Source organism: Xanthomonas melonis (assembly GCF_020783655.1).
GTDB lineage: Bacteria > Pseudomonadota > Gammaproteobacteria > Xanthomonadales > Xanthomonadaceae > Xanthomonas > Xanthomonas melonis.
On record NZ_JAJGQH010000001.1, the window covers coordinates 47,751 to 74,028 of the forward strand.

21 protein-coding genes and 1 tRNA gene are annotated in these 26,278 nt (G+C 67.3%); 12 read left to right on the forward strand and 10 right to left on the reverse strand.

The window, feature by feature from the left end; translation table 11 throughout:
• Positions 1-163 precede the first annotated feature (163 nt).
• From LL964_RS00175 to LL964_RS00185, 3 genes are all read right to left on the reverse strand, one after another.
• The gene (locus LL964_RS00175) at positions 164-1,150 is read right to left on the reverse strand and encodes a PhoH family protein (protein ID WP_104586893.1); all 987 of its coding nucleotides are present in this window, start codon (positions 1,148-1,150) and stop codon (positions 164-166) included.
• 698 nt (positions 1,151-1,848) lie between these two features.
• Entirely contained in the window at positions 1,849-3,303 is a 1,455-nt protein-coding gene (gene miaB, locus LL964_RS00180) for a tRNA (N6-isopentenyl adenosine(37)-C2)-methylthiotransferase MiaB (protein WP_104586894.1), read from the reverse strand.
• A gap of 40 nt (positions 3,304-3,343) precedes the next feature.
• Complete coding sequence (locus LL964_RS00185) at positions 3,344-3,985, reverse strand: glutathione S-transferase family protein (RefSeq protein WP_104587153.1); 642 nt, start codon at positions 3,983-3,985, stop codon at positions 3,344-3,346.
• A gap of 100 nt (positions 3,986-4,085) precedes the next feature.
• Here LL964_RS00185 and LL964_RS00190 point away from each other — a divergent pair, with 100 nt between their 5' ends.
• The 8 genes from LL964_RS00190 (at position 4,086) to LL964_RS00225 (ending at position 11,251) form a co-directional block, all read left to right on the forward strand.
• Entirely contained in the window at positions 4,086-5,051 is a 966-nt protein-coding gene (locus LL964_RS00190) for a helix-turn-helix transcriptional regulator (protein ID WP_104586895.1), read from the forward strand.
• Positions 5,052-5,099: 48 nt separating this feature from the next.
• The gene (locus tag LL964_RS00195) at positions 5,100-6,083 is read left to right on the forward strand and encodes a lytic transglycosylase domain-containing protein (protein ID WP_104586896.1); all 984 of its coding nucleotides are present in this window, start codon (positions 5,100-5,102) and stop codon (positions 6,081-6,083) included.
• Positions 6,084-6,433: 350 nt separating this feature from the next.
• The gene (gene petA, locus LL964_RS00200; RefSeq protein ID WP_104586897.1) at positions 6,434-7,078 is read left to right on the forward strand and encodes a ubiquinol-cytochrome c reductase iron-sulfur subunit; all 645 of its coding nucleotides are present in this window, start codon (positions 6,434-6,436) and stop codon (positions 7,076-7,078) included.
• Positions 7,078-8,337, forward strand: coding sequence for a cytochrome b (locus LL964_RS00205; protein ID WP_104586898.1), 1,260 nt, complete (start codon positions 7,078-7,080; stop codon positions 8,335-8,337). Before petA ends, LL964_RS00205 begins: the two co-directional genes overlap by 1 nt.
• Positions 8,330-9,088 carry a cytochrome c1 gene (locus tag LL964_RS00210; protein WP_167395278.1) on the forward strand — a complete coding sequence of 253 codons (759 nt, stop codon included), beginning with the start codon at positions 8,330-8,332 and terminating at the stop codon, positions 9,086-9,088. The genes LL964_RS00205 and LL964_RS00210 overlap by 8 nt, the downstream gene beginning before the upstream one ends.
• 653 nt (positions 9,089-9,741) lie before the next feature.
• Complete coding sequence (locus LL964_RS00215; RefSeq protein ID WP_104586900.1) at positions 9,742-10,377, forward strand: glutathione S-transferase N-terminal domain-containing protein; 636 nt, start codon at positions 9,742-9,744, stop codon at positions 10,375-10,377.
• A 78-nt stretch (positions 10,378-10,455) separates the two neighbouring features.
• Positions 10,456-10,896, forward strand: a complete 441-nt coding sequence (locus LL964_RS00220) for a ClpXP protease specificity-enhancing factor (RefSeq protein WP_104586901.1) — start codon at positions 10,456-10,458, stop codon at positions 10,894-10,896.
• 22 nt (positions 10,897-10,918) lie between these two features.
• Positions 10,919-11,251, forward strand: coding sequence for a hypothetical protein (locus LL964_RS00225; RefSeq protein ID WP_104586902.1), 333 nt, complete (start codon positions 10,919-10,921; stop codon positions 11,249-11,251).
• 169 nt (positions 11,252-11,420) lie between these two features.
• Here LL964_RS00225 and LL964_RS00230 read toward each other — a convergent pair whose 3' ends face one another.
• The gene (locus tag LL964_RS00230) at positions 11,421-11,786 is read right to left on the reverse strand and encodes a DUF3301 domain-containing protein (protein ID WP_104586903.1); all 366 of its coding nucleotides are present in this window, start codon (positions 11,784-11,786) and stop codon (positions 11,421-11,423) included.
• Between the two features lie 464 nt (positions 11,787-12,250).
• Between LL964_RS00230 and LL964_RS00235 the strand changes: the two genes are divergently transcribed.
• Complete coding sequence (locus tag LL964_RS00235; RefSeq protein ID WP_104586904.1) at positions 12,251-16,645, forward strand: DEAD/DEAH box helicase; 4,395 nt, start codon at positions 12,251-12,253, stop codon at positions 16,643-16,645.
• Here LL964_RS00235 and LL964_RS00240 read toward each other — a convergent pair.
• Positions 16,585-17,205 (reverse strand): DNA-3-methyladenine glycosylase, encoded by a 621-nt coding sequence (locus tag LL964_RS00240; protein WP_104586905.1) that lies wholly within the window; start codon positions 17,203-17,205, stop codon positions 16,585-16,587. The genes LL964_RS00235 and LL964_RS00240 overlap by 61 nt on opposite strands.
• 296 nt (positions 17,206-17,501) lie before the next feature.
• Between LL964_RS00240 and LL964_RS00245 the strand changes: the two genes are divergently transcribed.
• Together LL964_RS00245 and LL964_RS00250 are read left to right on the forward strand one after the other, a co-directional pair.
• Complete coding sequence (locus LL964_RS00245) at positions 17,502-19,160, forward strand: methyl-accepting chemotaxis protein (protein ID WP_104586906.1); 1,659 nt, start codon at positions 17,502-17,504, stop codon at positions 19,158-19,160.
• A gap of 10 nt (positions 19,161-19,170) precedes the next feature.
• Positions 19,171-19,680, forward strand: coding sequence for a chemotaxis protein CheW (locus LL964_RS00250; RefSeq protein WP_104586907.1), 510 nt, complete (start codon positions 19,171-19,173; stop codon positions 19,678-19,680).
• Positions 19,681-19,956: 276 nt separating this feature from the next.
• Here the strand turns inward: LL964_RS00250 and LL964_RS00255 are convergent, their stop codons facing one another.
• The 4 genes from LL964_RS00255 to LL964_RS00270 form a co-directional block, all read right to left on the reverse strand.
• Positions 19,957-21,042 carry a GGDEF domain-containing protein gene (locus LL964_RS00255; protein WP_104586908.1) on the reverse strand — a complete coding sequence of 362 codons (1,086 nt, stop codon included), beginning with the start codon at positions 21,040-21,042 and terminating at the stop codon, positions 19,957-19,959.
• A 194-nt stretch (positions 21,043-21,236) separates the two neighbouring features.
• Positions 21,237-21,413, reverse strand: coding sequence for a hypothetical protein (locus LL964_RS00260; RefSeq protein WP_167395279.1), 177 nt, complete (start codon positions 21,411-21,413; stop codon positions 21,237-21,239).
• Positions 21,414-21,587: 174 nt separating this feature from the next.
• Positions 21,588-21,663: transfer RNA gene (locus tag LL964_RS00265), tRNA-Ala, on the reverse strand.
• An 87-nt stretch (positions 21,664-21,750) separates the two neighbouring features.
• Complete coding sequence (locus tag LL964_RS00270) at positions 21,751-22,152, reverse strand: H-NS histone family protein (RefSeq protein WP_104586909.1); 402 nt, start codon at positions 22,150-22,152, stop codon at positions 21,751-21,753.
• 382 nt (positions 22,153-22,534) lie between these two features.
• On the opposite strand from LL964_RS00270, the gene ligD reads away from it, so the two are divergent.
• Complete coding sequence (gene ligD, locus LL964_RS00275) at positions 22,535-25,093, forward strand: DNA ligase D (protein ID WP_104586910.1); 2,559 nt, start codon at positions 22,535-22,537, stop codon at positions 25,091-25,093.
• 57 nt (positions 25,094-25,150) lie between these two features.
• Here the strand turns inward: ligD and rnd are convergent, their stop codons facing one another.
• Positions 25,151-26,245 (reverse strand): ribonuclease D, encoded by a 1,095-nt coding sequence (gene rnd, locus LL964_RS00280; RefSeq protein ID WP_104586911.1) that lies wholly within the window; start codon positions 26,243-26,245, stop codon positions 25,151-25,153.
• Positions 26,246-26,278: the final 33 nt, after the last annotated feature.

Sequence of the window (26,278 nt, forward strand, 5' to 3'; positions counted from 1 at the left end):
GCCGTGGCGCTGCGGGTTGTGCGTCTGGCTCAGCACCGCAGCAGGCCGGCCGGCGCGAAGGGCTGCGCGAAGATCACGCGCGACCGCAACCTGGAGGTCTTCCGGCCTGCCTGGCGTTTCACCGAGCCGTGCCGGGGACCCCTGTCACGTCCCGCAGCCCGTTTCACCCCGCAGGTTCGGCCGGCTTTTCGGCGAGATCGCGCTTCTCATAGGCGGTGACGATGCGCTGCACCAGCGGATGGCGTACCACATCGCGCGCTTCGAAGAAGGTGAAGCTGGCGCCTTCGACATCGCGCAGCACGTCGATCGCATCACGCAAACCCGACTTGACGTGTTTGGGCAGATCGATCTGGGTCAGGTCGCCGGTCACCACCGCGGTGGAGCCGAAGCCCAGCCGGGTCAGGAACATCTTCATCTGTTCGATGGTGGTGTTCTGCGCTTCGTCGAGGATCACGTAAGCGTCGTTGAGCGTACGGCCGCGCATATACGCCAGCGGTGCGATCTCGATGACGTTCTTCTCCAGCAGCTTGACCACCTTTTCCACGCCGAGCATCTCGTAGAGTGCGTCGTAAAGCGGGCGCAGGTAGGGGTCCACCTTCTGGCTGAGATCGCCGGGCAGGAAGCCGAGCTTCTCACCGGCTTCCACCGCCGGGCGCACCAGTATCAGCCGCTGCACGCGCGATTCGTTCAGGGCTTCCACCGCACTGGCCACCGCCAGAAAGGTCTTGCCAGTACCGGCCGGGCCCACGCCGAAATTGATGTCGTGGGTGGCGATGGCATGCAGGTACCTGGCCTGGTTGGCGCCGCGGCCACGCACGGTTCCGCGTTTGACCTTGATCGCCACGTCCTGGGGCTGATAGGCGCGCTCGGCGACCCGCTCGACATTGGCATCGTTCAAGCGCAAGTGGATCGCGTGGTTGTCGAAGGTGACCGACGCGGCCTCGTCGTATAGCGCGATCAACACCTGTTGAGCCGCGGCGACCGCAGCTTCCGGGCCGGTCACGCGAAAGATGTTGCCGCGGTTGGCGATCTCCACGCCCAGCTTGAGCTCGATCTGGCGCAGATGCGCATCGAACGGTCCGGCCAGATTGGCCAGGCGCTCGGTGTCTTCGGGGAGCAGGGTGAAGTCGCGATAGGCAGGTGCGTTCATGGTCGGATCGGACAGCGCGCATGCGGCGTTGATGTGACGGCAGAGGAGGGTAGCGCGCAGGGCGTGATCCCACCAACAACATGTCCGCCGCAGCATGGCGGAAACGTGCGGGAGGACACCCCGCCAGGTTTTCCACACCGGCTGTGGAGTTGCGCATCACTAACCTGTGGATAGAGTGCGCCAGCCCTACTGACGTAAGGCTTGCGGGGTATGTGGCGAAAAAATCGCCAGACCGTGTGCGCTTGTCCACAGCCGATGTGGATCGAATTCGGCAAAGCCTGTGGACAACTGCGATGGCGCCTGATGCAGCAAGGCCTCGCATCGGCTTGGTGAAAATTTGATCAACGCGTTTTCGAGATGCACGCGTTGTTGCCGGACACGTCTCTGTGCGTGCTTGCGCAGCCGCTACCGCGCAGGCGGCACGAGTCTCGCGCAGGGAGACCCGCGTGGTGCTGCAATGTTCACGGATAAGTGCCGGTGCCGGTGCCGGTGCCGTTGCAGGCGCGGACGATGTGTCGGGCAGTGCAGTCTGTGCAAGGTGTCCGATTGCGCACCTGGCCGGTGCCGCCGGCATGGCCGGCATGCAACGCGTGGATCGAGGGCAGGCCTATGCGCGCCTGTTCCCGGTTCGGCCGTTTTTCCCTGATGGAGAATCAGCCCGAGTGGCGCGGCGCGCGCGCTGCGGCGCCGCGCATGTCTCACCCGGCGGCGTCGTCCAGATGGATGCGCCCGCGCAACGAATTGCTCATCGCCTCGGTGATCAGCACATCGACGAACTGACCGATCAGGCGCGGATTGCCGGGGAAGTTCACCGGGCGCATGTTCTCGCTCTTGCCGGTCAGCTCGTTCGGATCGCGCCGCGACGGGCCCTCCACCAGCACCCGCTGCACGCTGCCGACCATCGACTGCGAGATGCCTGCCGCGTGCGCGTTGATGTGCGCCTGCAGGCGCGCCAGGCGTGCCTGCTTGACCGCCTCGGGCGTGTCGTCCTGCAGGTCGGAAGCCGGCGTGCCCGGACGGCGCGAATACACGAACGAAAAGCTCTGGTCGAAGCCCACGTCCTCGATCAGCTTCATGGTCTTTTCGAAGTCCGCTTCGGTTTCGCCGGGAAAGCCGACGATGAAGTCCGAACTGATCGAGATATCCGGGCGCACCGCACGCAGCTTGCGGATCTTGGATTTGAATTCCAGCGCGGTGTAGCCGCGCTTCATCGCCGACAGGATGCGGTCGCTGCCGGCCTGCACCGGCAGGTGCAGGTAGTTGGCCAGCTGAGGCACGTCGCGGTAGGCGTCCACCAGCGAATCGGAAAACTCCAGCGGGTGCGAGGTGGTGAAGCGGATGCGGCCGATGCCTTCGATCTGCGCGATGGTGCGGATCAGCAGGCCCAGGTCTGCATACTGCGCCGCCTCGCCTGCATCGGCGCCATAGGCGCCGCGGTAGGCATTGACGTTCTGGCCGAGCAGGTTGATCTCGCGCACGCCTTGCGCGGCCAGCTGCGCCACTTCCACCAGCACGTCCTCGAACGGCCGGCTGACTTCCTCGCCACGGGTATAGGGCACCACGCAGAACGAGCAGTACTTGGAGCAGCCTTCCATGATCGAGACGAAGGCCGACGGCCCCTCCGCGCGCGGTTCGGGCAGGCGGTCGAACTTCTCGATCTCCGGAAAGCTGATGTCCACCTGCGACTTGCCCGACTCGCGGCGGGCACGGATCAGCTCCGGCAGCCGGTGCAGGGTCTGCGGGCCGAACACCAGGTCCACGTAGGGAGCGCGCTTGACGATGGCCTCGCCTTCCTGCGAGGCCACACAGCCGCCCACGCCGATGATCACCGGCTTGCCGCCGGCCTTCAGCGCCTTCCAGCGGCCCAGTTGGCTGAACACCTTCTCCTGCGCCTTTTCGCGGATGGAGCAGGTATTGACCAGCACCACGTCGGCGTCTTCGGGGTTGTCGGTCAGCTCCAGTCCTTCGGAGGCGGCGAGCACGTCGGCCATCTTCGCCGAGTCGTACTCGTTCATCTGGCAGCCGTGGGTCTTGATGTACAGCTTGCCGCGCACCACGGCAGGCGCTGCCGGGCGGGCGACCGGCAGCGGCACGAGGGCGGGGGCGTCCACGGCGGCGGCCGTGGACAGGTCGGAAACGGATGTCCCGGGCATGGCGCTTATTCCAGGCGGGTGGTGAACGAAGCCGCGCAGTTTACCCGTTCGGGCTGGCGGCGTCCGCGACGTTCTGGCGGTCGATGGCTTCGGCGCGGGCCACCGCCGGGCGGGTCGCCATCCGTGCGATGTAGGCGCGGGTCGGGGCCGGTGGGTCGATCACGCCGAACTCCGTCATCCACGCCAGGGCGCTGCCCCACAGCACGTCGGCGGCGCTGCAGCGTGCGCCCAGCAGGTAATCGCCCTTCGCCAGTTGCGCATGCAGCACCGCCAGCACGGTATCGCAGTCGGCATAGGGCGAAATCGCGCGCGGCGGAGCCTGGCGCTTGAGTGCGACATCCAGGATCGCCGGCTCGAATGCCGAGCCGTAGAACGCCAGCCAGCGCAGGTAGGCACCACGGTCTGGGTCGCCCGGCGCCGGCGACAGGCCGGCTTCCGGGTACAGCTCGGCCAGATACTGATAAATGGCCCCCTGCTCGGTGACCACGCTGGTGCCGTGGGCGATGGCCGGCACCTTGCCCATCGGGTTGATCGCCAGGAATTCCGGCGAGCGCTGCTGTTCCTTCTCCAGATCGATGATCTGCAGGCTGTAACTGGCGCCCAGTTCTTCCAGCAGCACCAGCACGCCACGCGAGCGCGAACGGGAATTGTGGAACAGGGTGATGTGGCGGTCGTCGGACATTGCGGTCTCCATGGTTGCGTCGGGTGGGTGATCGGGATGGCTGCAGCCCGGATGCTACGGAGGGCTTGCGGACAGATTCTGTCCGCAATACCGTCGCGCCATGGCTTCCACTGCTGCCCGCCTGCTGCGTCTGCTGTCATTGCTGCAAGGTGGCCGCAGTTGGTCGGGCCCGGCGCTGGCCGAGCGCCTCGAGGTGCATCCGCGCAGCCTGCGGCGGGACATCGACCGGCTGCGCGACCTCGGCTACCAGATCCATGCGGCACCGGGAACCGGTGGCGGCTACCGGTTGGGGCAGGGCGCCGCAGCCGTGCCGTTGCTGTTCGAGGAAGAAGAGGCGCTGACCGTGGCGATCGCCTTGCGCGCGGCTGCCCCCGCCATCCGCGGCATGGATGCGGCCGCCACCCGCGTGCTGACCAAGCTCGATCCGCTCTTGCCGCGGCGTAGCGGCCAGCGCGCCAGCGCCGCACATGCGGCCACGGCGAGCCTGCCGCTGGTCGAGCCGGACGGCCTGGTGGACGCGGCGGTGCTGGCGCAACTGGCGGGCGCTTGCAGCGACCGTGCCACGCTGCGGCTGGACTATCGGCGCCATTCCGGCGCGGCCATCGTCCGCTGCGTCGAGCCGGCGTTGCTGGTCAACTATGGCCGGCGTTGGTACCTGCTGGCCTGGGATTGCGAACGCCAGGACTGGCGGACGCTGCGTGCCGATCGCGTGGATCGGGCGGTGGCCACTGGCGCGCGGTTCGCTGCCCGCGCACTGCCGGAAGAGCCGCTGCAGCTGCTGCGCCAGGCCATCGGTCAAGCACCGTACCCATGCCGTGCCCGCGTGCGCCTGCACGGGGCGCTGGACACGCTGGCGGCGCAGATCCCGCCCTGGCTGGGCGCGCTGGAAGCCGATGGGGCGGGGCATTGCTGGCTCGGACTGGGCGCCCCGAGCATGTCCGCGCTGGCGGCCAACCTGCTGCTGCTCGAATTGCCGTTCGAGACCCTCGCGCCCGCCGACATGCGCAATCCGCTGCTCGATGCCCTGGACGACTTGCGGACGCGACTGGACCGGCTGTCGGGGTAGGGGCGGCACCTCTTGGCAAGCCCGTGGCAAGCTGGGACACTCCGCCGCATGAAGGGGATGTCAAGATCGCTGGGGCTGTTGCTGGTGACGTTGTCGGCTGCGCCGGCCAGCGCGGGCACCCTGTACAAATGCGTCAGCGGCGACGGCATCACCAGTTACCTCAGCAAGCGCCAGAGCGGGGCGACCTGCAGCGTCATCAGCAGCTATACCCCCGATCGTTCGGCCCGGCGAGCAGCGCCCGCGACCGTTGCCCCGGCGCCTGCGCTGTCGCATGCGGCGTCCGGTGCTGCCGCCACGATCGACAGCGGCGCACCCGCCACCATCATCAGCCAGCCGCCGCGGCGCGCGGCCGAGGCCGCTGTGGCGGGGCCGCGCGCAGTGCCTCCGGCCGAAAGCGCCACTGCCATCGCGCCGAGTCGGGCACCGGCTACCGGGGGCAACCCGCGCCGGGTGGTCAGCGGGCAGGTCTACTCGTATATGAAGGATGGCGTGCGCCACTACACCAGCGCCCGTCCACGCCAGGTCGCCAGCATCGAAGGCCTGCGCACCATCCACTACAGTTTCATCGAGACCTGCTACGCCTGCGCTGCAAAGCCGGGCGTCAACTTCGGCGCGATCCGGCTCAACACCGCCGCCTATCAACAGGAGATCGCTTCGGCGGCGCGCGAGTTCGGCGTCGAAGAAGCCATCGTGCGCGCCATCATTCATGCCGAGTCCGCCTACAACCCGCTGGCGCTCAGCCGTGCCGGCGCGCAGGGCCTGATGCAGTTGATGCCGGGAACCGCGCGACGCTTCGGGGTCAGCGATGCCTATGACGCATCGCAAAACATCCGTGGAGGCGTGCAATACCTGTCGTGGTTGCTGAAGCGCTTCAATGGCGACCTCACCCTGGCCGCGGCAGGCTACAACGCCGGCGAGGGTGCCGTGGATCGCTATGGCGGCGTGCCGCCGTATAGCGAGACACAGCGGTACGTGCAACGCGTCGGCGTGCTGGCCGGCCGCTATCGCGGGCAGGTCGCCACCGCCAACTGAGTGGCGTGCGGGCTGTCGGCACCGCCGCCGCAGGCCGTCCGCGCGCTGCGGCGATCGTCAGTGGCGATGCCGGGCCGAGTCATCGCTGCGGGTATCTGCAGATGCGCAGGCAACAGTCGCGGTGCTCGTCGGCGCGCACTGCGTCACAGCCACACGCACGTGCACACGCCCGGTCATGCATGGCCTGCACAGCGCCGTGCACACCGGCCATTGCATCGCACAGGTCCGACTGCGTACATTGCATTGTCTGTGCATTAAGCGTTCCGCTACACTGCGGTCGATTCATCGCGGCTGGACCCCCCGCCAGCCGTTGGCAGCCTCACGCTACCTAATCAAGATCGGAGAGCCGGATGGCCAACGATGGGGTTAACGCACCTGCCGATACCGGGCGTCGTCGGTTTTTGACCGCGACAACCGCCGTGGTCGGTGCGGTCGGAGCAGGATTTGTTGCAGTTCCGTTCGTGAAGTCGTGGAATCCCAGTGCACGCGCCAAGCTGGCCGGCGCACCGGTGACCGCCGACATCAGCGCCTTGCAGGAAGGGCAGCGGCTGGTTCTGGAATGGCGCGGTCAGCCCATCTGGATCGTCAAACGTTCCAAGGCGATGCTCGATGCCTTGCCCTCATTGGACGACCGGCTCAAGGATCCCAAGTCCGAGAACAAGGACCAGCAGCCGGACTACGTGCTGAAGAACCCCGAGTACCGCTCCATCAAGTCCGATATCTCGGTCCTGGTGGGGCTGTGCACGCACCTGGGGTGCTCGCCCGAGATGGTGGCCGAGATCCGCCCCGAGCCCTACGACCCGCAGTGGAAAGGCGGCTATTTCTGCCCTTGCCACAAGTCGCGCTTCGACATGTCCGGCCGGGTCTTCGACGGCGTGCCGGCACCGATCAATCTGCTGGTGCCCCCACACCACTACGTCGACGACAACACCCTGGTGATCGGCGTCGATCCGGACGCTGCCGGCAAGTCGGCCAACAGTACGGGGGCTGCGTGATGAGCAATATCCTGGTCCGTACCGCCAACGGCGTGTTCGATTGGGTCAACGAACGCGCCCCCGGGCTGATGCCCACCTACCGCAAGCACATCAGCGAGTACTACGCGCCGAAGAACTTCAACATCTGGTACTACTTCGGTTCGCTGGCCATCGTGGTGCTGGTCAACCAGATCGTCACCGGCATCTTCCTGACGATGCACTACAAGACCAGCGCCGCCGATGCATTCGCCTCGATCGAATACATCATGCGCGACGTGGAGTGGGGCTGGCTGATCCGCTACATGCACAGTACCGGCGCCTCGCTGTTCTTCATCGTGGTGTACCTGCACATGTTCCGCGGCCTGATGTACGGCAGTTACCAGAAGCCGCGCGAGCTGGTGTGGATCCTGGGCATGCTGATCTACCTGGTGCTGATGGCCGAAGCCTTCATGGGCTACGTGCTGCCATGGGGGCAGATGTCGTTCTGGGGCGCGAAGGTCATCATCTCGCTGTTCGGCGCCATTCCGGTGATCGGCAACGGGCTGACCGAATGGATCATGGGCGACTACCTGCCCGGCGATGCCACGCTGAACCGCTTCTTCGCCCTGCACGTGATCGCCTTGCCGCTGGTGCTGTTGCTGCTGATCGTGCTGCACATCGGCGCGCTGCATGAAGTGGGCTCCAACAATCCCGACGGCGTGGAGATCAAGAAGGGTCCCAAGGGCAATCGCTGGGATGCGCACAAGCCGGCCGACGGCATTCCGTTCCATCCGTACTACACGGTCAAGGATCTGGTCGGGGTCGGGTTCCTGCTGGTGATCGCGGCCTTCATCATCTTCTTCGCGCCGGCCTTCGGTGGCCTGTTCCTGGAGCACGACAACTTCACCGAGGCCAATCGCCTGGTGACGCCGGAGCACATCAAACCCGTGTGGTACTACACGCCGTATTACGCGATGTTGCGCGTGGTGCCGGACAAGCTCGGCGGCGTGCTGGTGATGTTCTCGGCCATCGCCATCCTGTTCCTGGTGCCGTGGCTGGATCGCGCCAAGGTGCGCTCCATCCGGTATCGCGGCTGGATCTCCAAGGTGGCGCTGGGCGTGCTGGTGGTCTGCTTCGTGTGGCTGGGCGTGATCGGCTCCGGTCCCGGGACCGATGCGCACGAGACCTACGTCGGGCGGGCGCTGACCTTCCTGTACTTCGCTTTCTTCATCACCATGCCGGTGTGGACACGGCTGGACAAGACCAAGCCGGTACCGGAGCGGGTGACCACGCATGACTAATCCCAACGTGACGTCATGGAAGTCGCGCGCGGTCGCGCTGCTGTGCGGCCTCACCCTGGCCACAGGAGCAATCGCGGCCGAAGGCGGAAAAGTGCAGCAGGCAGGCAACGACCTGGGCGACCGCGCGTCGTTGCAGCGCGGCGCACAGTTGTTCATGAACTACTGCTCGGGCTGCCACTCGCTGAAGTATCTGCGGTACTCGCGCATGGCCAGCGATCTGGGGTTGAGCGAAGCGGAGGTCATGACCAATCTCAACTTCACCGGCGCCAAGATCGGCGAGCACATCGAAGGCACCATGCCGCACGATGCGGCCACCAAGTGGTTCGGCAAGGCACCGCCGGACCTGACCTTGATCGCGCGCGTACGCGGCACCGATTGGGTCTACACCTACCTCAAGTCGTTCTATCTGGACCAGACCCGTCCACTGGGCTGGAACAATCAACTTTTCCCCAATGCCTCGATGCCCAACCCGCTGTGGGAGATGCAGGGCCTGCAGCAGGCGCAGTTCGGTCCGGTCGACAAGGCCACCGGCGAAAAGCCGGTGCAGGCGCTGAAGCTGGGGCAGCCCGGGCGGCAGACGCCGGTGGAGTTCGATCAGACCGTGCGCGACATCGCCAATTTCCTCGAGTATGCAGGCGAACCGGCTGCGCTGAAGCGGCAGAGCATGGGCGTCTGGGTGGTGCTGTTCCTGGCGTTTCTCACCTTCATCGCCTATCTGCTGAAGAAGGAGTACTGGAAGGACGTGCATTGATGGGTGCAGGCGTCCAGCCTGGGATGTGCGCAGCAGCCGACGGGTGACGGACGTCAGGTGCATCAGGCAGATATCGCGCTCCTCCTTTCCCCTGCGGGGTAGGGGGTAGGGCAAGGCAGCGCACGAGGCCGGCGTTGCCGACCCATCATTGTTACGCGATGCGGTCACACCGCGGCGATCGCGTGTGCCGGTGCGTGCCTGCATGACGCATCGAATGCGACCGGCGGCATTGGCCGGCGGTTATCGCGGCGAAAGCCATGCGTGGCAATCGCATCCGCATCGATGCGCCGTGCCCTGCCATGCACACCGTATCTGCGCAGGGGCGCGCGCTGACGTCCAGGCCTGACGCCCGGCAGATCCCGCTTCGCCGTTTTGTCAGCATCGTTGCGACATCGGTATCGGGTCAACGGGCTTCGCATCATGCTGCTGCCATCTCGTTCGCCTCCTGGCAGGCATGCGCTGCCGGCCTCCGCCCGGATCCCAGCGATGCCTGGCGGGCTCCTCATGTCGATACGCTGCCCCGGCATGAATCGGCCCTAGCACTCTTGGCTTTTGCGTGACGTGATTGCACACTCGATGGACCGTGGTGATGGTCGGCGTTGGGCCGGCCGCGCCGATGCGGCCGGCGGATTCCGGTCGTCGGAGAGCCTTGAATGGCGACGAGTGTGCGTATGCGCAATACCTTGACCTTGTTTTCGTCCAACGATGACGTGTTGTGCCACCGGGTCCGTCTGGTCCTGGCGGCAAAAGGGGTGACCTACGACCTGGTGCCGGTCGACCCGCAAAATCCTCCCGAAGATCTGATCGACCTGAATCCGTACCACTCGGTGCCCACCTTGGTCGAACGCGATCTGGTGCTGTACGCCGCATCGGTGGTCAGCGAATACCTGGACGAGCGCTATCCGCACCCGCCGCTGATGCCGGTCGATCCGCTGTCACGCGCGCGTCTGCGTCTGGCGATGCTGCGCATCGAACACGACTGGGTGCCGCAGGTGCAGGCGATCCAGCTCGGCAACAAGACCCAGGCAGAAGCGGGCCGCAAGCGTCTGCGCGAGCTGCTGACCGCATCGGTCCCGTTGTTCAAGGCCAGCAAGTTCTTCCTCAATCCGGAAATGAGTCTGGCCGACTGCGCGATGGCGCCGATCATCTGGCGACTGGAGGCGTTGGAGATCAGCCTGCCCAAGGACGGCAAGGCGATCGAGGACTACGGCAACCGGATCTTCCGCAATCCAGGTTTCATCCGCAGCCTCACCGAGCAGGAAAAGAAACTACGCGACCTGCCGGGCTGATGCGACGACTGTATGCCAACAGACCGGCGTGCGCATGCATTGCCGCCGTTGCAGGTCGTGTCCGGGTAACATGACGTCATGAGCGAAGATTTCCCCCGCATGACCAGCCATCGCCCGTACCTGCTGCGGGCCTTGGTCGAATGGATCAACGACAACGGCATGACGCCGCACGTTCTGGTGGATGCAGGACTGCCCGGCGTGCAGGTGCCCGCAAGCGCCGTCAAGGACGGTCGGGTAGTGTTGAACATTGCCGAACGTGCCGTGGTCGGGCTGCAGGTCGACAATGAAGGCGTGAGTTTCACCGCGCGCTTCGGCGGTGTGAGCCATCCGGTGATGGTGCCGATGGCGGCCGTCCTGGCGGTGTACGCACGCGAGACCGGGCAGGGCATGGCGTTGCCGGACGATATCCCTGGCACCAGCAGCGAGCCACCGGATCCCGGCGCGCCGCCGCCGAGTACGCCGTCTCCGGACGAGCCGCCCAGTGGCGGCAAGCGTCCGCATCTGCGCGTGGTCAAGTAGGCGCATGCCCGGCGGCGCTCCGATGCAGGTGGAGCGCGTTCGTCATGTCGATCGCGGCGAGCCGGACGCGTCCGGCATGTACGACTACGAGTACGAATACGACATCTACCGCTTCAGCGATGCTGCGACGTGCCTGGTTGCGCGCAGCTATACCGACACGCCGGCCGAAGTGCATTTTCTCAGCATCGAGGTGGCCGGTAAGTCGCGGCTGTTGCAGCCTGCCGATCTTGCGCATCGGCTATGCGGACTCGCGCAGGCGTATCTGCGCCGGGAAGGCAAACGGGAGATACGCTGGCTGAGCGGCAGGGGCGATGGCTATGAGCCGGTGCCCGGGGATTCCGCGCTGGAGCGGTGAGCTGGCTCGATGTGGGAAGCTGCCAAGCGTTCGGTGTCTATCGCCGCCGCCCGCGTGCAGCCACGCGCCGTTCAACGGCGGGCTACGGTCGGGCGTCCGCTTGCTGCTGCTACGCCCAGACTTCTGGACTCAAGAAGTGGACGCAAGCCGCGTTGCCCGGCATGCCCCATCATTCCAGCCGCGGCTGGTCCGGATGCAGCGCCCGCACGGTGGCCACCTGTGGGCCGGTGAAGGCAACCAGCTGGTCGCCGCGCAATACCAGCTTGCCGCTATGGCGGTCCGCGCCGTCATAGGAATAGTCGAAGCGGAACGTACGCTCGAACCCCAGCCAGCCGTTGGGCATCCGGCAGATGCGCATGCCGGTGGCATGCACGCTCTGGTCCAGCCACTGCACATCGGCTGCGCGGCAGGCGTTGCGGCCGAGTATCTCGGCGCGCTCGGCGGCGGCGCGCGACGCGTTCCACAACGCGACCACCGCGGCGCCGACGATCATGAAGACGATGAGGCTAGGCATGCTGCCAATGTGCCACGCCATCGCTGGCACGACAATCGCGAACGCCTCGATGCGCTCGGCGTGGTGGCGGCTGCTGTTCGGCGTCGATGGCCTGCGCCACCTTGCGAATGCTGCTTTGCGCTGCCGGCGAGGACGCTCGCCTGCCATCGATGGTCGGGGCGATGGTCGTCAAATGGCACCAGCCTGCAACGGCGATGCAACGCCGGATGCCGTAGTGCTCGCCACGGCGCCTGGGGAACGATCGACAGGCCCGTGGTGGCGCAGGACGCGTCGTTATGCTGCCAACTTGCTGTTCGACAGGATCTGGCGAACGAGGCAAGGCTGCGCGCCGCCATGGAGCCCCCGCCGAGCGCGCGTGAATCCATTCACTCCCGCCGCAAACGCCGACTTGCATCGATGCCCTGGCGGCGCCATTTCCCAGGCACGTCTTCGCGTCGACATCCGTCCCACGCCGTCAGGCTGGCCATCCGCGACCGGTACCGTCCATGCATCCTGTCCTGCAGCAGTTTCACCCCGTGGTCGCCGGCTGGTTCGCGCAGACCTTCGCCGCGCCCACTCCGGCGCAGATTGCGGCGTGGCCGGCGATCCAGGGCGGGCGGCACACGCTGGTGGCCGCGCCCACCGGTTCGGGCAAGACGCTCACCGCGTTCTTCGCCGCCATCGATGGTCTGATCCGCGACGGCCTGGCGCACGGCGGTGCGTTGCCCGACGAAACCCGCGTGGTCTACGTCTCGCCGCTGAAGGCCTTGTCCAATGACATCCACCTCAATCTGGAGGCGCCGCTGCAAGGGATCCGCGCGGCCTTGGCCGCCGAAGGGCTGCCGGATGTGGCGGTGCGCACGGCGGTGCGCACTGGCGATACGCCGCAGCGCGAGCGCGCCCAGGCGCGGCGGGTGCCGCCGCATATCCTGGTGACCACGCCCGAATCCCTGTACGTGTTGCTGGGGTCGGCATCCGGGCGCGATGCGCTGCGGCATGTGCGCACCGTCATCGTCGATGAAATCCACGCGGTGGCGGCCGACAAGCGCGGCAGCCACCTCAGCCTGACCCTGGAGCGGCTGCAGCGCCTGGCCGAGCGTCCGATCGTGCGCGTGGGCCTGTCGGCCACGCAGAAGCCGATCGAGACGGTGGCGCAGTTCCTGGTCGGGGTGGGCGAGGACGGTGCGGCGCCGCCGTGCGAGATCGTGGACATCGGCTATGCGCGTGCGCGCGACCTGGCCCTGGCATTGCCGCCCACGCCGCTGAGCGTGGTGATGTCCAACGATCAATGGCTGCAGGTCTACGCCGACGTGGCCGCGCTGGCGCAGCAGCATCGCACCACGCTGGTGTTCGTCAACACCCGGCGTATGGCCGAACGCGCCGCGCGGCATCTGGGCGATCTGCTCGGCAAGCAGTGGGTGGCCGCGCACCACGGCAGCCTGTCGCGCGAGACCCGCCTGCTGGCCGAACAACGGCTCAAGGCCGGTGAACTGACCGTGCTGGTGGCCACCGCCTCGCTGGAACTGGGGCTGGATATCGGCGATGTCGATCTGGTTTGCCAACTCGGCTCGCCGCGTTCCATCGCCACCTTCCTGCAACGCGCCGGTCGTTCCGGCCACAAGGTCGGCGGTACGCCCAAGGCGCGTCTGTTTCCGCAGACCCGCGACGAGCTGGTGGAATGCGCCGCGTTGCTGGACAGCGTGCGGCGCGGCGAACTGGATGCCTTGCGTGTGCCATTAGCGCCGCTGGATGTGCTGGCCCAGCAGATCGTGGCCGAAGCCGCCTGCCAGGACTGGGACGAAGATGCGCTGTTTGCGCTCGTACGGCGGGCATGGCCGTTCGCGCAGCTGAGCCGCGCCAGCTTCGACAGCGTGGTGCGCATGCTGTGCGAGGGCTTCAGCACCCGGCTTGGCCCACGCGCGGGTTATCTGCATCGCGACGCCGTGCATCGCCGGCTGCATGCGCGGCGCGGTGCGCGCATGACCGCTCTGACCTCTGGCGGCACCATCCCGGAAACCGGTGACTACAGCGTGGTGCTGGAGCCGCAGGCCGACAAGATCGGCACCGTGAACGAGGACTTTGCGGTAGAGAGCCTCACCGGCGATGTGTTCCAGCTCGGCAATGCCAGCTACCGCATCCTGCGGGTGGAAGCCGGGCGCGTGCGCGTGGAAGACGCCAAGGGCGCGCCGCCGAACATTCCGTTCTGGCTGGGCGAGGCGCCAGGCCGCAGCGATGAGCTGTCGGTGGCGGTGTCGCGCCTGCGCGGTGAGATCGCGGTCCGGCTCGATCACGGCCCACATCAGGCAGCACGCGATTGGCTGTGCGGCGAACTGGGTGCGGCGCCGGAAGTGGCCCGGCAATTGGTGGATTATCTGGCGCAGGCCTGCGCGGCGCTGGGCGCCATGCCCACACGCCAGTGTCTGGTGATGGAACGGTTCTTCGATGCCAGCGGCGGTACCCAGCTGGTGATCCATTCGCCCTACGGCAGCCGCATCAACCGCGCCTGGGGGCTGGCGCTGCGCAAGCGCTTCTGCCGCACCTTCAATTTCGAGCTGCAGGCGGCCGCCACCGAAGATGCGATCGTGTTGTCGCTGTCCACCAGCCACAGTTTCGCGCTGGAGGACGTGGCCCGCTACCTGCATTCGTCCTCGGCCGAGCATGTACTGATCCAGGCGCTGCTGGATGCGCCCTTGTTTGGAGTGCGCTGGCGCTGGAACGCGACCAATGCGATGGCGCTGCCGCGCTTCACCGGCGGCAACAAGGTGGCCCCGCAGCTGCAGCGCATGAAGTCGGAAGACCTGCTGGCCACCGTGTTTCCGGACCAGGTGGCGTGTGCGGAGAACCTGGTCGGCGAACGCGAGGTGCCGGACCACCCGCTGGTGGCGCAGACGCTGGAGGACTGCCTGCATCAGGCCATGGACAGCGAGGGGTGGCTGCAGGTGTTGCGCGGTCTGGAGTCCGGCGCGATCACGCTGCTGGCACGCGATCTGGCCGCGCCCTCGCCGTTGGCGGCCGAGGCCTTGAATGCACGCCCGTATGCGTTCCTGGACGATGCGCCGCTGGAAGAGCGACGCACCCAGGCCGTGCAGGGCCGTCGCTACACGCCGCAGAGCAGCGACGATCTCGGCCGACTGGATCCACAGGCGATCGACGCGGTCCGCGAAGAGGCCTGGCCGCAACCGCGCGATGTCGAAGAAATGCACGAAGCGCTGGTCGGTCTTGGAGTGTTGCCGATCGAAGAAGCCACCGATCCGTCGTGGCAGGGCTGGTTGGCTGCACTTGCCGCCGATGGCCGCGCGAGCTGCCTGACGATCGGTGCGGCGCCCGCACTGTGGGTCAGTGCGGAGCGTATTGCGTGGTGCATGCCGTTGTATCCGGATGCATCGGCGCAGCCGCCGCTGCAGGCACCAACGGATTGCCAGGTGACCGACTGGCAGCGCGACCGGGCGGTGCGCGAAGTGTTGCGCGGCCGCATGGCGGCGGTTGGGCCGGCGCAGGTGTCGGACCTGGCGCGCGCCCTGCGCCTGTCCGAGAGCGAGATCGTGCCTGCGCTGGCGGCCCTGCAGTGCGAGGGCTATGTCATGGCCGGGCGTTTCACGGCTCAGGCGCCGCAGGAAGAGTGGTGCGAGCGCCACCTGCTGGCGCGCATCCATCGCTATACCCTGGGGCGGTTGCGGCGCGAGATCGAGCCGGTGTCGCAACGCGACTATGCGCGCTTCCTGTTCGAGTGGCAGCATCTGGACAACGCCGGCCGGGTTACCGGGCCCGATGCGCTGGCCGGCGTGGTCGGTCAGCTGGAGGCGTTTGAAGCGCCTGCGGCAGTGTGGGAAAGCGAATTGCTGCCGGCGCGCGTACGCGACTACCAACCGGCATGGCTGGACGAGCTATGCACCGCCGGTCGCATCGTATGGGCGCGGCTGCGCCCCGGTGGCGGGCGCAGCGGTGCCGCGCTGCGGTCTACCCCGATCGTGCTGCTGCCGCGACGCGATGCGCAGCGCTGGAGCGCTCTGGCACGCAGCGCCGACGAAGACCCGCTGGGCTCGCGCGCGCAACGCGTGATGGAGGTGTTGCAGCAACACGGCGCGCTATTTTTCGACGAGATCGCAGATACCGCCCGGCTGATGGGCACCGAACTGGAAGACGCCCTGAGCGAACTGGTCATGCGCGGCCGCGTGCACTGCGACAGTTATGCGGGCCTGCGCGCGCTGCTGGTGCCGGCGTCCAAGCGACCGTCGGCGTTGTCGCGTCATCGGCGCCGCGCCACCGCCCTGGGCATTCGCGATGCGGGACGCTGGGCACCGGTGCGCGCCTTGCCCGAGCTGCCGCCGGCGGAAGCCGGCGAGCGTCACCAGGAGACGCTGGAGCACGTGGCGCGCAGCGTGCTGCGACGGTACGGCGTGGTGTGCTGGCGGCTACTGGAGCGCGAAGCCGCATGGCTGCCGCCCTGGCGCGAGCTGTTGCGCGTGTATCAACGCCTGGAAGCGCGCGGCGAGATCCGCGGCGGCCGCTTCATCTCCGGTCTGTCCGGCGAGCAGTTCGCGCTGCCGGAGGCGATCGCGGCCTTGCGTCGGGTGCGCGCGCAGGCGCCGCAGCAGCAGTGGGTGTGCGTGAGTGCGAGTGACCCGGCCAACCTGCTGGGCAGCCTGCTGCCCGGCGAGCGCATCGCGCGGGTGCCCGGAAACCGGGTGGCCTATCTGGATGGCCTGCCGATGGCGGCATGGGTGGGAGAGCGTTGCCAGCCGCTGCAGGAACTGACCGCCTTGCAGGGCGAACAGGCAGCGCGCTTGCTGCAGCGGGGGCCCGCTGCAGCCGAACCCAGTGCCTTGGAACAATGGCTGGCTCAGTCGCCAGGCACAGCCGCGGGCATGACGCTGAGCCGTGGAAACGGCCGCGACAGGTAGCGGCTGCCCGGTACCACCCAACGCCACGGCGCTTCTATCGCCTTGCGGATGCCGATGCGGGGCGTCGCCAGCGGCGCGCTCGGCGGCGGCATGCCGTCGTCTTCGATCCGCAGCCGCGCTGCGGCATCGGTCAGATCCAGCCCGTTGTCGGCCGCGGTCACTCCGAACGCCTGTGCCAGGCGGCCGGGACCGGTGGTCAATAGCGCGGTCGGCGCCGCGCCGCGCGCGGCCTGCATGGTCTGGAGGCCTGCCAGCGGCTCCAGCGCGCGGATCAGCACCGCATGCCCGGGCGCGCCGCCGCAGACGGCGTTGATCGCCCAATGCATGCCGTAGATGAAATACACGTACAGATGCCCATGGGCGCCGAACATCACCCGGGTGCGTGGCGTCATGCCACGGAACGAATGCGCGGCCGGATCCTCGCTGCCGCAATAGGCTTCCACCTCGGTGATGCGGCCACGGCGGCCATCGGCGCTGACCAGCACCTTGTTGAGCAGGCGCGGCGCCACCTCGCGGGCGTCGCAGGCATAGAACGTGCGAGGGAGCAGGGCGATCGGCATGCCGCCAGCGTAAGGGAATTGCCGTGACAGTCCTGCGGGCTGATCCGGACACGCCTTCGATCGGGTAGGGATTTTCCGAAAGCTGGTGTCTCGGAGCGTCTGCTCTGTCACAAAAGCGCAGATCCAAATGGATGAATGGGCACATAACGGTGGGCGGCGTCTCAAGCGCGTTTTGCCCTCGCCGATAGCTATCAACGATTGATTAGATCAGCCGAACCGTCGCGATCGGTACGTGCAGCCCGTCGATCCTCAAGGCAATGCCTGCCGCCCGCGCACCCTTCTCACGAGAACTCCCAATGTTAGGCAACTTCAAAATCGGAACCAGGCTGATCGTGGCGTTTCTGATCGTTTCGGCGATCGGCGCATGCATCGGATGGGTAGGTTATTCCAACTCCGGTCGCATCAGCGAACTGTCGACTTCGCTATACGAGCGCGAATTGCTGGGCCTTTCCCATGTCAAGGAAGCCAACATCAACCTGATCTACGCCGGGCGCGCGCGCGCCAACCTGCTGTTGGCCAGCAGTGCGGAAGAGCGCCAGTCGCACGTGCAGAACATCGACAAGTACACCGCCAAGGTGGTGGACTACATGACGCGCGCGCGCGGCAGTTTCCAGACCGAAGAGGGCAAGGCCAAGCTGGCGCAGTTCGACCGTGCCTGGCAGACCTATCTGGACGAGCGCGGTCGCTTCATCGAAGCGGCCAACCGCGAAGCGCTGCGCGAAGCCAACCCCGAACTCGCCGCGCTCTCGCGAGCGGTGCGCGCCAGTTCGGACGAAGTGGATGCCTTGATGACCGATCTGAGCGGCCTGCGCGAGCGCAGTGCGGCCTCGGCCAACGCCGAAACCGGCGCCATCCATGCGCGCAGCTCCAAGCTGTTGATCGCCATCATCTGCAGCGGCGTGCTGCTCGGCGCGATCCTGGGGCTGGTGATCAGCCGTAGCGTCACCGGCCCGATCCGTCGTGCCGTTTCGGTCGCCAACGGGCTGTCTGAAGGCGATCTGACCATGCAGATCGAGGTGCGCGGCCGCGACGAAACCGCGCAGCTGCTCGAAGCCATGCGCACCATGGTGCAGAAGCTGTCGCAGGTGGTGGGCGAGGTGAACACCAGCGCCGAGACCCTGGCCAGCGCCTCCGAAGAAGTCAGCGCCACCGCGCAGTCCTTGTCGCAGGCGGCCAGCGAGCAGGCCGCCGGGGTGGAAGAAACCAGCGCTTCGCTGGAACAGATGACCGCCTCGATCAGCCAGAACACCGAGAACGCGCGCATCACCGACGGCATGGCCACCCAGGCCGCCAAGGAAACCATCGAAGGCGGCGAAGCGGTGGTGGCCACCACCCAGGCGATGAAGCAGATCGCGCAGAAGATCGGCATCATCGACGACATCGCCTACCAGACCAATCTGCTCGCGCTCAATGCCGCGATCGAGGCGGCGCGGGCCGGCGAGCATGGCAAGGGATTTGCCGTGGTCGCCGCCGAAGTGCGCAAGCTCGCCGAGCGCAGCCAGGTGGCTGCGCAGGAGATCGGCGAAGTGGCCAGCTCCAGCGTGGAACTGGCCGATCGCGCCGGGCGACTGCTCGACACCATCGTGCCCAGCATCAAGCGCACCTCGGATCTGGTGCAGGAGATTTCCGCTGCGTCGGAAGAACAATCGTCCGGTGTCAGTCAGATCAATTCGGCGGTGGTGCAGTTGAGTCAGACCACCCAGCAAAACGCCAGCGCGTCCGAAGAACTGGCGGCCACCGCCGAGGAAATGAGCGCGCAGGCCGAGCAGTTGCAGCAGAGCATGGCGTTCTTCCGGCTGGGCGGGCAAGGGCCGGCGACCACGCCGCCCAAGCGCGGCCAGCAGGTTGCCGCACGACCGGTGCGCGCCGCCGGCACACGCGGCTGGCGCAGCAATGCCGCGCCGGCGTATGCGATGTCCGAAGGCCCGGACGAAGGCCAGTTCGCTCGCTTCTGAGGGATCACCGATGACTGCACAGACGTCCGATGCGATGCCCGGCGACGCCGACGTGGCCGCCCAGTACCTGACCTTCCAGCTGGATGGCGAAACCTTCGCCACCAGCATTCTCGGCATCCGCGAAATTATCCAGTACCGCACGCCCACGCCGGTTCCGTCGATGCCGGCCTGCGTACGCGGGGTGATCAACCTGCGCGGCGCCGTGGTGCCGGTGGTGGACCTGCAGGCACGGCTGGGTCGCGCCGACAGCGCCATCAACAAGCGCAGCTGCATCGTGATCCTGTCCACCGAGCAGGCGCAGGGCACGCAGGTGATCGGTGTGCTGGTGGACGCGGTCAACGCGGTCATCGAGCTGGCCGATCACGATATCGAGGCGGCCCCGGCGTTCGGCACGCATATCCGCCGCGATCTGCTGCGGGGCATGGGCAAGGTCGGCGAACGCTTCGTGGTGCTGCTGGACATGGAGCAGGTGTTGCAGGTGGACGAAATCGCCGGCAATACGGACGTACTGGCGGCCTGAGCGCCGCCTCCGCGACGCGGCCAGACATCGCATCCGCGTCCAAAGAAAATGGCTTCGCATCCGAACTACCGCCCTTGCGCGTTGCGGGCCTGTGCAGTGCAAGCGAACCGGATGTGATGCATCGGGGCGCCGTCACCACACCCAGGCCGATCGCGACGATCGGTAGAAGCACACCCGGGCGCGACGGGCGTCACCGATAAAGCGTTCGCGCCCGGGTGCGCTTCTACGGCGGTGGCTGCGCGTTTTGCGTTGCAACCCGCCCGGCGGATGCCTGCATCAGTCGTGCAACTGCCATCCGCTGAAGCAATGCACGCGGTTGCGCCCAGCCGCGATCGCCTTCTGCAAGGCGTGCCGTGCACGTGCCAGTAACGTGTTGGTTTCCCCGGCATCGCCCAGCGTTGCGGCGACCACGCCTGCGCTGATGGTCAGGGCGCCGGTGGGCCAGTGGGCGTCCTGGATCGTTTGACGAAGATCTTCGACGGCGCCCAGGACATCCTTGGCCGGGGTGGCCGGCAGCACCACGCAGTAACGATCGCCGCTCAGCTGCGCCACGATGGCCCTCGGCGGCAGGCGGGCTTCCAGCAGTCGGGCAGCCTGCATCATGGTGGCCTGTGCGGCGGCCGCGCCGGCCTGCAGCTTCTGCCGCTTGAATCCGTCCAGGTCGATCAGCACCAAGCCCAGCGCCTGCGTAGGTGGCGCATCGGCATCGTGCAGCAGCGCTTGCACGGCCTGCTCCAGACCGGCGCGATTCCATAGCCCGGTGGAGTCGTCGCGCAGGGCATCCAGCGCCACCAGGCTGGCCGCCTTTTGCAGTTCGATGGTGTGCACCACTTGCCGGGCCAGCGTGCGCAGCGCAGCGCGCTCGGCATCGGACAGCCGTCGCGGCGCATGATCCAGCACGCACAGCGTGCCCAGCGCGATGCCGTCGGAATTCAGCAGCGGCGCACCGGCATAGAAGCGGATCCGCGGCTCGCCGGTGACCAGGGCATTGTCGACGAAGCGCGCGTCCAACTGCGTGTCGGCGACCTCCATCAGCTGATCCGGTGCAAGGATGGCATGTGCGCAGAAGGACAAGGTACGCGGCGTCTCGCTGGGCTGCATGCCACGCCTGGACTTGAACCACTGCCGCTGCGTGTCGACCAGCGAAATCAAGGCCATCGGTGTGCCGCATGCCGCTGCAGCGCTGGCGGTCAGCGCGTCGTAGCGCGGCTCCGGCGCAGTATCCAGCAGCGCAGTCGCGTGCAGGGCCGCCACACGTTCGTCCTCGTTGGCGGGCATCGGCGCACCCCGGTAAGGCGCGAGCTCGCTGACCAATGGCGTCGTCTGGATCAGGGTCAACGCAGGTGCATCGGGAGTCTGCATGCAAGGCCTTCGAAACGAAGCGGCTTAGCGCCACAGGCGGCGTGGCGGCGCGGGGGCGATGAGCTCAGCGCACACGCCATCGTCGGGGAGCGGATGCCGGCCACCCCAGCGGCCGAGGCACGACCGGATCTTGCCATAGCGGCGGCGCCGGCGAAGCGGCCGAGCCTGCAAGATCGTCCTTCAGGTCTTGCCGATTACTTGTCCTGGTCGTGCTGCCGGGTGGGGCGCCGGCTCTGTTCGTCGTGTACCTTCAGGTCTTCCTGCCCGGGGCGCTGTTTGGCAGCATCATCCTGCTTGCGCGATTCGCGGCTTTCGGCGACGCCGTTGGCATCGTCGGCAACATCGTCTGGCTGGCGTGGATGCTTGCTCATGGCTTGGGTCCTGCGTGACGGTGGCTGCCACGGTAGCGCGCCTGGCGTGATCTCCGTGCCATGGCGGCGCCGCATCAAACGCCGCACTGCCTGCGGCGGACGTCGCGTTCCACATCAAGCTGCCACAGCAAAAGGCCCCGAACGCAAGCGTTCGAGGCCCTTGGCTTGATGCGGTGGTGGAGCGGAAGGGGATCGAACCCTCGACCTTCGCGATGCGAACGCGACGCTCTCCCAGCTGAGCTACCGCCCCACGTACTGCGATTCTACCCACATGCCGGCGGCTTCGCCAAGCGAGGGACTGCGACCGATCGCGCCGCGGAGCGCGATCGTGCCGGCATCACTCGCCGACCAGCGGGAACTTGAGGTCCGGGTGCTTGGCCTTCCACTCCTTGTACGACACCGAGCCTTCCCAGGCAGCGAAGGCCTTGGGGGTACGGCCACGGCCCGACCAGGTTTCGCCGGTATGCGGCAGCTGGTACTTCGGCTTCACTTCGCTGCGGCCGCTCTTGACCACTTCCTTGCGTGCGGGAGCGGTTCCCAGGTACGCGGCGATGTCGTTGCGTTGCTTGGTATTGAAGTGGTCGGCGAACTGCTCGAGCAGCGACACGATGGTGGCATGGGCCGAAGAGGCTTCGCTCGCACGCTCGGTTTTCTCCTGCTCCTCCAGCTTCTGCAGCTCGTCCAGCAGTTTGGCCTTGGCTTGCGCGATGGAATCCAGTTTTGAAGAGGTATTGCTCACAGAGGTATGGCCTCGGAATAAGAGGGGAGACGCCGCCCTAGGGCGCACGCCATTATGACACGCAGTCCTGCGGGCGGCCGCGGCCGCTGGCCGGCACGGCGGTGACGTCTGCAGTTCTTCACGGCTTCTGTTCGGCGACTTTCGCACCTTGGTCGTGTGCCTGCCCGGCGTGTACGCCTGGGCAGCGAGCCCGACCATCCAGGACGCCAGGAGGACACGATGCAGCATGCCGGCATGGCTTGCGCGACCACGCCAACGGCCGCATGGCTGCGGTTGTCTTCCGTCGTCGGAGCTGGCGCATGAACGTGCACGCGGTCCATCCGCAGCGGCAGCTCGGCCCGGAGCCGACCTGCACGATGTACGCCGAGCCCGGGGTAGGCGGGTGAGCCTGAGCGCATACCGCCGCAAGCGCTGCTTCGACAGGACGCGCGAGCCGGAGCCGGGCGAGGCAGCGCCGGCCGGCCAGCGTGCGATCTTCGTGGTGCAACTGCACCATGCCAGCCGTCGGCACTACGACTTCCGCCTGCAGATCGGCGATGCCCTCAAAAGCTGGGCAGTGCCGAAGGGGCCGAGCTACGACCCCAAGGTCAAGCGCATGGCCGTGGAGGTGGAGGATCACCCGGTGGACTACGCCGACTTCGAAGGCGAGATTCCCAAGGGCGAATACGGCGGCGGCCACGTGGCGCGGTTCGACCACGGCGTCTGGGCCACCGATGGCGATGCCGAGGCGCAGCTGGTCAAGGGGCATCTGCGTTTCGAACTGTTCGGCAGCAAACTCAAGGGCGGCTGGCACCTGGTGCGTTCCGGCAAGCCGGCACGCCAGCCGCAGTGGCTGCTGTTCAAGGACGACGATGCCTATGCCGGCACGCTGGAGGCCGACGACCTGCTGGCCGACGTCGCCGCCGCGCCGGCGGCCGATACGCAGCGTGCCGGTGCGGGCAAGGCCAGGCGCAAGAAGCTGACCACGGTACCGTCGCCCGGCGCCGGCAAGCGCAGGAACTGGGCGGCGCAGGCGCTGGCGCTGGACGGCGCGCGCCGCGGCGCAGTGCCGGACATGCCGCACCCACCGCAGCTTGCGCAACTGAGCCAGACGCCGCCGAGCGGTGCGCAATGGCTGCACGAGATCAAATGGGACGGCTACCGCATCCTCGCCACGGTGACCGAAGGGCAGGTCAGGTTGTGGTCGCGCAATGCGCTGGAATGGACCGACCGGGCGCCGGAGGTCTGCGCTGCGATCCAGGCGCTGGGGGTGCGCTGCGCGCAGCTGGATGGCGAGTTGATCGCCGGCCGCGGGACCCGGCAGGACTTCAACCTGCTGCAGGCCACCCTGTCCGGCGAACGGCAATTGCCGTTGGCGCTGGCGGTGTTCGACCTGCTGCATCTGGATGGCGTGGATATCGGCCAGGCGCCACTGCGCGCGCGCAAACAGTTGCTGCAGCGCGTGCTTGCCGCCGTGCCGAATACGCATCTGGCCTATAGCTCGCATGTGGAAGGCGATGGACTGCAGGCATTTCGCGTCGCGGCCGAACAGCAGTTCGAAGGCATCGTCTCCAAGCGCGCGGATCGTCCGTATCGCGCCGGGCGCAGCGATGACTGGCGCAAGACCAAGCAACTGGCCAGCCAGGAGTATGCCGTGGTGGGCTATACCGCGCCCAAGGGCAGCCGGGCGGGCTTCGGCGCGCTGTTGCTGGCCACGCCCGACCCGGTGCATGGCTGGTTGTACGTCGGGCGGGTGGGGTCTGGTTTCTCCGACGAGCTGATGCGCGTGGTGATGCGGGAACTGGACGGCGGCGGCCGCACACCGACGGCGCATGTTCCGACGCAGGAGACCGATCTGCGCAGCGCCACCTGGTTCGCGCCGCGTTTCGTGGTGGAAGTGTTCCACCGCGGCACCGGCGGCCAGCAGCTGTTGCGCCAGGCGTCGTTCAAGGCGCTGCGGCCGGACAAGCGGGTCGCGGACCTGAGCGATCCGGATGCAGCGAGGCGCCTCGGTGCGGGCACGGCCAAGCCGGCGCACGCCAGGTCCGCCAGAGTCGGCACGCGGGCACCGGCGGCGCGCGCAACACCTGCTGCGGCGCCGGCGCTCTCCAGCCCCGCCAAGCTCATCTACCCGGACATCCGTGCCACCAAGGGCGATGTCTGGGACTACTACCAGGCGGTGATGGAGCATCTGCTGCCGCAGATCGCCGGGCGGCCGCTGTCGATCATCCGCTGCCCGAACGGCGCAGAAAAACCGTGCTTCTTCCAGAAGCACCACACTGCAGGGCTGGAGCGGGTGAGCGCGGTCAGACTGAAGGAGGATTCCGGCGGCAATGGCGACTATCTGGTGGTCGAGGATGCGCCGGGCCTGCTGGAGCTGGTGCAGTTCAATGCGCTGGAGTTCCACCCCTGGGGCGCGCGGGCCGCACATGCCGGGATCGCCGACCGGGTGGTCTTCGACCTGGACCCGGGACCGGATGTGGCGTTCGCAGAGGTCAGGCGCGCGGCCGCCGACATTCGCCGGCTGCTCGCGCAGCTGGAACTGGAGTCGTTCCTGCGCGTGTCCGGCGGCAAGGGGCTGCATGTGGTAGTGCCGCTCAACCCTGGTTGCGACTGGGCGCTGACCAAGCGCTTCGCCAAGGGCTTTGCCGACGCCCTGGCGCAGTCGGAGCCGCACCGCTTCATCGCCACCGCGACCAAGCGCTTTCGCAACCAACGGATCTTCGTGGACTATCTACGCAACGGGCGCGGCGCCACGGCGGTGGCGTCGTATTCGTTGCGCGGCCGTCCGGGTGCCCCGGTCGCCCTGCCGCTGGCCTGGTCGGAGTTGTCCAGGCTGCAGCGCGCCGATGCCTTCACCCTGCGCGATGTGCCGGAGCGGCTGCGGCGCAGGCGCAAGGACCCGTGGGCCGAGATCGATCGGATCCGGCAGAATCTGGCGCGCTGGGCGGTGCGGGAGTAGCGCGGCCGCAGCGGACAGCGTCATCGCCATGCCGCCCCACGCAGGCGTGCGGGCCGATCAGCGCGCCGGGCTGGCGTCCAGCAACGGCAGCAGCTGTGCCTCCAGCAGGTCGCGGCGCCACTGTCCGAGGGCGGGGGGCCAACTGCGCTGGTCGATCAGGCTTTCCAGATGGCGGCGCGAGGCCAGCAGGCCATCGGGCACGCCGAGTTCGCCGCTGCGCTGGGCCACCGCTTCCTGCAGCCGCTTGAGTAAGGCCTTGTTGCCGTCGGTGGCGGCCTGGGCCAGCGGTGCATGCGCCTCGTCGGGCAGTGGCGTCACCAGCGCTTCCCACACCGCGTTGGCGAGCTTGCGCGGTGCCTTGGGGAACTTGTCGAACTGCTGCAGCAGCGCGTCCAGGTCCGCGGGCGGAAAGCGTGCCAGCTGGCTGGCCAGCTCGTTGTCCAGGATCCAGCTGCGTGGGCGATCGCTCTGGCGCGCCTGCAGGTCGCGCCACCGCAACAGGCGCAGCAGGCGCCGCTGCGCGGCCGGCTCCAGAAACTGTGCGGTGCGCAGGCTCACGTGCGGCCAGCGTTCACCGTCGTCGTGTTCGACCGTGGCGAGCAGGCGCTCGGCGTCTTCGGCCAGCCAGTCCAGCCGGCCCTGTGCCGCCAGGCGATCGTTGAGCGCATCGTGCAGGGCGAACAGGTAACGTACATCGTCGGCGGCGTATTCCAGCTGCGCGGGCGACAGCGGCCGGCGCATCCAGTCCGAGCGCGTCTCGCCCTTGGCCAGCAGGGTGCCGGTGATTTCCTGCACCAGCTTCTGGTAGCCCATGCCGCCGCCCACACCGGCCAGCGCTGCGGCGATCTGGGTATCGAACAGCGGACGCGGCAATGCGCCGCAGGCACATTTGAAGGTGACCAGATCCTCGCTGGCGCTGTGCATGACCTTGACGATGTCCGGCGCGGTCAGCCATGGCGCGAGCGCTGCGGTCATGCCTGGAATCAACGGGTCGATCAGCAGGATCTCCTCGCCGATGGCCATCTGCACCAGCGCCAGTTGCGGCCAATAGGTGCGTTCGCGAATGAACTCGGTATCCAGGCCGATACGCGATGGGCGCGCCGACTGCAGGCGCTCGCTCAACTCGGAGGGGTGGGTGATCCAGTGGGGCACGTGATTTCCGTCGACCGCAAGGGTTTGCGCAGA